Source organism: Methanospirillum sp. (genome assembly GCF_028679455.1).
Classification (GTDB): domain Archaea; phylum Halobacteriota; class Methanomicrobia; order Methanomicrobiales; family Methanospirillaceae; genus Methanospirillum.
The window spans coordinates 1-5404 of sequence record NZ_JAJRBM010000292.1 but is presented as its reverse complement, the minus strand read 5'-3'; the positions used below and the strand labels follow the sequence as shown (position 1 = coordinate 5404).

The window sequence follows — 5404 nt, the reverse complement described above, 5'->3', positions numbered from 1 at the left end:
AGAAGAAGTATGAAGTAAAGGGGCAGTACCAGGAACTGCACGCATGGAAGCCGTACACCAAGGTTCTTGTTGCCCCGAATGAGAAGCAGGCACAGGAACGGGTTTACAACCTTATTGGAAGCAAACACCGGCTCAAACGTTTGTATATTAAGATCGATACCATCACCGAATACAAGGGTGAGTGATCCCGATGGCGCCCGTTGATCCCCGAGAGGTCCAGTCCCTTCAGGCATACCTGAACCAGTACAACCAACAGGCGGAGGTCTACTCCCGCCAGCTTGGAATCATGGAAGAGGGGATCCGGGAAGGGAATGCTGCAATTGAAACACTGAAGGCGCTTCTTGTGGCAGGTGATTCTACCATCCTGATGCCTATTGGCGGTGGTGTGAATGTCCGTGCCCGGGTTGAACACCCGGACGAGGTCTATGCCAATATCGGTTCTGAGATCATCCTTCAGAAGACGAATGAGGGTGGTGTCAGTTACCTGCAGGATCGTATCGCTGAGATGGAAGCATCAACCAAGAATCTTACCGAAGTCCTGCAGAAGATTGACGCACAGGTCAAGGACATCTCGAAACGACTTGAACAACTGTACCGTCAGGCACAGGAACAGCAGGGTTCGGGTGGAGCAGGACCACGGTAGACCTGTAGGACATAGTGGTCCCTGATGTTCAAAGCGCTTAAAGAGAAACTTTTCTCGGTCAGGCAGCGACTGGAGACCACTATTGAGGAGCAGAAGCTTGATAGTGATCTGACTATACATTCTGCTCCGTCCCAGGGTTCTCCCGAACCATCTGCCTTATCTGAATCTCCTGCTCCGACTCCTCCTCCACGGGAAAGTGAGAGAGAAAAAAAAGCCCCCGGATTTGCTCAGAAAGTTGTGTCTCTCGTACGAGATCGAGAGTTTATCATTGCTGCAAAAGATATCGAGGATTCACTCTCTGATCTTGAGATTGGACTTCTTGAGAGCGATGTGGCCTTTTCTGCAACTGATGCAATCCTGACCAGGGTCAGAGAAGATCTTACCGGTTCGAAACGGAAGATTGGAACCTCGGTTGATGCAGTTATCACGAATGCCCTTTCTGATGCTCTTCTTTCAGTTCTTGGCGAGGGTGTCAATATCCTTGACTTTATTGCCTCCCGGGAAAAGCCGGTTAAGATCCTCTTCACCGGTGTAAATGGGACCGGAAAGACTACTTCGGTGGCTAAGGTAGCCCATTACCTTACTAATCATGGTCTGACTGTTGCGATCGGAGCCGGTGATACATTCCGTGCTGGTGCTATCGAACAGATCGATGTTCATGGTGAGCGGCTCGGCCTCAAGGTGATCCAGCATCAGGAAGGTTCTGATCCCTCTGCTGTTCTCTTTGACACCGTGCAGTATGCAAAGGCCCATAACATTGATATAGTGCTTGGGGACACTGCTGGGAGGTTCCACAACCGGGTAAACCTGATGAACCAGCTTGCTAAGATCCGCAGGGTCATTCAGCCAGACCTGATCGTGTACGTGGATGAAGCGGTTGCAGGCAATGATGCGGTCATCCGTGCCGAGGAGTTTTCCAAGTCGGTAGGGATGGATGCAGTGATGCTTACCAAGGTCGACATGGATCCAAAGGGCGGTGCAGCCATTTCTATCGCTCACGCGGTGGGAAAACCACTCATCTTTATCGGGACCGGACAGGGTTACGACGACATTATGCCCTTTGAGCCAAAAGCGATCGTTGCTGATCTCCTTGCAGGTGAGGCCTGATGCTGGGAAATCTGGGTACCAATCTCAAGGACGCCCTGAAAAAACTTGCCGGAAAGACGGTCATCGATCGGGTGGCAGTTGAGGAACTGGTAAAGGATCTTCAGCGTGCTCTGCTTCAGGCCGATGTCAACGTCAAGCAGGTGATGCAACTCTCTCAGACGATCAAGAAGCGTTCTCTCGAGGAGGAACCTCCCAAAGGGGTTACTGCCCGTGAGCATGTGCTCAAGATCGTGTACGAGGAGCTCGTTCACCTCGTTGGCGGCAAGGTCGATGTCCAACTCGGCAGGCAGACTATCCTGATGGCAGGTCTGCAGGGGTCTGGTAAGACCACCACCACCGCCAAGATCGCCCGGTACTTTAAGAAGAAGGGTCTGCGGGTCGGGGTTATCTGTGCTGATACCTTCAGACCCGGTGCTTACACCCAGATTAAGACACTCTGTGACCGGGTGCAGGTAAACTGTTTTGGCAATCCCAAAGAGACCGATGCCCGCAAGATTGTGGCAGAAGGTCTCCAGCACCTCAAGGACGAGGTTATCATCGTGGATACCCAGGGGCGTCACGCCCTTGAGGATGAGTTGATCCAGGAGATCATCGATCTCAATGAGATGACTCATGCCACCCACCGCTGGCTGGTGCTCGATGCAGCACTCGGTCAGCAGGCACGTGAGCAGGCACGCCGGTTCCACGAAGCGGTCCAGATAGATGGTGTCATCATCACCAAGATGGACGGTACCGCCAAGGGAGGAGGCGCCCTCTCGGCAGTCTCTGAGACCGGATCCGGGATCGTCTTCATCGGTGCAGGTGAAACCATTGAGGATCTTGAATGGTTTGATCCTGACAGTTTCATCTCCCGTCTGCTTGGTATGGGTGACCTCAAAGCCCTGGCTGAAAAGGTGCAGGAGAGCATCAAAGAGGATGACATTGATGTCAATGCGATGCTCTCCGGTAAGTTCACACTTCGGGACATGTACAAACAGCTCGAAGCCGTGAACAAGATGGGGCCCTTGAAGCAGGTGCTCAGTATGCTTCCGCTCGGTGGCATGGAGGTTCCGGCTGAAGCAGTTGATGTCACCTCGGTGAAGATGGAACGGTACCGGATCATCATGGATTCAATGACCAGTACCGAACTTGATGACCCTGCCGTGTTGAACGGTTCCCGTGTTCAGCGGATAGCAATGGGTGCAGGTGCCACCCTTGAAGAGGTGCGTGAACTCATCAAATATTACAAAATGATGAAACGCACGTTCAAAAACCTGAAGGGAGGGGAGAAGGGGATGCAACGGCTTATGAAGAAGTTCGGCCGTTTCTCCTGATCCCATGGTCTTTTTTGCGGTGATAGGGCATCAGGCAAAGAATGACGGTTCATTCAACCTGAATGATCTCCCAGGAGCCGGGGGTAGGATGGATCTCCTCTGTAGATGCGTACAGGCCTCGCTCTTCCTCTCCCATGGTATCAGAGAGGATGCTTCCTGTATACTTATCCTATCTGGTGGTCCGGGGCCGGTGAAGACGGTCCGGTTTGATGGAGCGAGTGTCCGCAGTTTGAGTCCTGATGAGCGAAGTAGTGCATCCTTCATCAAAAAATCCCTGGAGATACCGGCAGGGAACCTCTTTCGGGAGGTGACTCCGGGGGTCTTGGTCCGAAAAGCGGGACTTGAAACCCTGCTCGGAGAGCACCAGTTCGGGGTTCTTGATGAACATGGGATTGACATCAGGAATGCTTCTGTGGAGGAACTTCCTGAAGGCTTTCTCCTGTCTGATCATCAGAACTTCACTGCAGAAGAGGAATTGCTGATTCGGGAACTCCCCCGTTATTCACTGGGGCCACAGGTTGTACATGCTGACCATGCTATTGTTCTGCTCTGGAATGAGATTGATCGGAGAAGATCCGGATGGAACTGACTGAATTATACCGGAAAGTACTGGAATACGGGGAGATCTGTGATCATTGTCTTGGTCGCCTCGTAGCAAAACGTTCGCACGGACTATCTAATGATATGCGCGGCAAGGCGATCCGAATCGCTGCTGCTCTTGAGGCAAATGAGCCATACAATCCCCCTTCAGAACCATGCTGGATCTGTAACAATTTTTTTGATTATACTGATGTCTGGGCAGATCGGGTTATCTCTTCCCTTGAGGGGATCGAATGCCATACCTTTCTGATTGGATCGCGGATCCCTCCGCTCATTTCAGAAGCCGAAGAGATGATCTGGAGTGATCTCTCTCTACAGGATCCTGAACCCCTCAAATCTGAGATTAACCGTGAGGTTGGCAAGGCTGTATCTGCAAAAAACGGTCTACAGGTGGAATTGAAGAACCCGGATGTAGTGGTTGTTCTGAATCTTCATGAAGAAGTTGCAGAAGTTCAGATTCGCCCTCTCTTTCTGTATGGCAGGTACTTCAAGTATGAACGGGGGATACCTCAGACCCACTGGCACTGCCGGGCCTGTAAGGGCGCAGGGTGTGAGATCTGTAATGGGACCGGTAAACAGTACGCAGATTCAGTAGAGGAATTGATTGGAAGACCCTTGTGCGATATTTTTCAGGGTACTGCTGCCACCCTGCACGGTGCAGGTAGGGAAGATATTGATGCGGTGATGATTGGATCAGGCAGACCGTTCATTATTGAGATCTCTGAACCACGTGTACGGCAGGCTGACCTTACCACTCTTGAGAAGAAGATCAATGAAGCAGCCGATGGCAGGGTTGGTGTGAAGGATCTTGCCTGGAGTGAACGGGGTGAGGTGGAAACCCTTAAGACGCACAAAGGGCATAAAAAATACAGGATTCTGGTCGATATAGACGGCTCCATCCCTGAAGAAACCCTCTCTGCAGCCGCAGAACAGCTGACGGGTGCCACGATACATCAGCGCACCCCGGCCCGGGTTGCCCACCGGAGGGCAGACAAGGTACGGGAGAGGGTTGTCCTTGAGCTCATATGGACAGGCCGGGAAGCGAACCTCTATGCGTTCGAAGTTACCGGAGAGGCTGGCCTGTATATCAAGGAGTTAATATCAAGTGACCAGGGGCGGACTACGCCCAGTCTATCAGAGATCCTGGGAACACCGGCACGAGTCGTACAACTGGATGTTGTCGATGTGCAGGGAATCGAGTAGGTGAACCGAATATGGCACTTCACAATGGACCGAGGAAAAAGACCCGGTATAAATTCAAGAAGGATCTGAGAAAGCGCGGCGTTCTGCCGATCACCACCGTCATCCAGGAGTTTGACATGGGTCAGAAGGTTCACATTGTATGTGAACCCAGCATTCAGAAAGGAATGCCACATGCACGATTCCATGGAAAGACCGGATCTGTTGTTGGTCGCAGGGGTCGTGCATGGCTCGTGCAGATCTACGACGGCAACAAGATGAAAACAATCATTTCACGTCCCCAGCACCTCAAGGCGCAGCAGTACTAACGGTAGAGATACAGGTCGGTTGGCATGAAGATCAAAGGAATTATTCACGAAGATGCGATCACAGTTCCTGAATTGAAGGAAGAACTGCTCAATGTGGAAGCAGTACGCCTTGAAAAAGGAAAAGAGATGTCGTATGAGCTCCGCAGGAGCATTGAACATGCCAACCAGATCGCTCGGACCTCTGCCGGGATGTCTCGGAGCCTTGTTGATGCCCTGCTTCAACTCGATAAAGT

Annotated in this window: 7 protein-coding genes and 1 pseudogene; all 8 read left to right on the top strand. The window is 51.8% G+C overall.

Translation table 11 applies throughout. The features are described 5' to 3' along the window. A partial coding sequence (gene rpl18a / locus LUQ50_RS09950; RefSeq protein ID WP_300039681.1) for a 50S ribosomal protein L18Ae occupies window positions 1–185 on the top strand: 185 nt, incomplete at its 5' end. 5 nt (window positions 186–190) lie between these two features. Then, window positions 191–643, top strand: coding sequence for a prefoldin subunit alpha (gene pfdA / locus LUQ50_RS09945; RefSeq protein WP_300039680.1), 453 nt, complete (start codon window positions 191–193; stop codon window positions 641–643). Window positions 644–667: 24 nt separating this feature from the next. Next, on the top strand, window positions 668–1750 hold the full coding sequence (gene ftsY, locus LUQ50_RS09940) for a signal recognition particle-docking protein FtsY (RefSeq protein ID WP_300039679.1): 1083 nt from the start codon (window positions 668–670) through the stop codon (window positions 1748–1750). Then, the gene (locus tag LUQ50_RS09935) at window positions 1750–3063 is read left to right on the top strand and encodes a signal recognition particle protein Srp54 (RefSeq protein WP_300039678.1); all 1314 of its coding nucleotides are present in this window, start codon (window positions 1750–1752) and stop codon (window positions 3061–3063) included. Before ftsY ends, LUQ50_RS09935 begins: the two co-directional genes overlap by 1 nt. Before the next feature lie 4 nt (window positions 3064–3067). Continuing rightward, window positions 3068–3652 carry a tRNA (pseudouridine(54)-N(1))-methyltransferase TrmY gene (gene trmY, locus LUQ50_RS09930; RefSeq protein WP_300039677.1) on the top strand — a complete coding sequence of 195 codons (585 nt, stop codon included), beginning with the start codon at window positions 3068–3070 and terminating at the stop codon, window positions 3650–3652. Further along, the gene (locus LUQ50_RS09925; protein ID WP_300039676.1) at window positions 3643–4866 is read left to right on the top strand and encodes a tRNA pseudouridine(54/55) synthase Pus10; all 1224 of its coding nucleotides are present in this window, start codon (window positions 3643–3645) and stop codon (window positions 4864–4866) included. Before trmY ends, LUQ50_RS09925 begins: the two co-directional genes overlap by 10 nt. An 11-nt stretch (window positions 4867–4877) precedes the next feature. Continuing rightward, window positions 4878–5171 carry a 50S ribosomal protein L21e gene (locus LUQ50_RS09920; RefSeq protein WP_300039675.1) on the top strand — a complete coding sequence of 98 codons (294 nt, stop codon included), beginning with the start codon at window positions 4878–4880 and terminating at the stop codon, window positions 5169–5171. A 24-nt stretch (window positions 5172–5195) separates the two neighbouring features. Continuing rightward, a pseudogene (locus tag LUQ50_RS09915) lies at window positions 5196–5404 on the top strand (RNA polymerase Rpb4 family protein); the annotation flags it as partial.

Bases quoted from the DNA above. Each gene is read 5' to 3' on its own strand.
- pfdA (WP_300039680.1), top strand. From the start codon at position 191: ATGGCGCCCGTTGATCCCCGAGAGGTCCAGTCCCTTCAGGCATACCTG.
- ftsY (WP_300039679.1), top strand. From the start codon at position 668: ATGTTCAAAGCGCTTAAAGAGAAACTTTTCTCGGTCAGGCAGCGACTG.
- LUQ50_RS09935 (WP_300039678.1), top strand. From the start codon at position 1,750: ATGCTGGGAAATCTGGGTACCAATCTCAAGGACGCCCTGAAAAAACTT.
- trmY (WP_300039677.1), top strand. From the start codon at position 3,068: ATGGTCTTTTTTGCGGTGATAGGGCATCAGGCAAAGAATGACGGTTCA.
- LUQ50_RS09925 (WP_300039676.1), top strand. From the start codon at position 3,643: ATGGAACTGACTGAATTATACCGGAAAGTACTGGAATACGGGGAGATC.
- LUQ50_RS09920 (WP_300039675.1), top strand. From the start codon at position 4,878: ATGGCACTTCACAATGGACCGAGGAAAAAGACCCGGTATAAATTCAAG.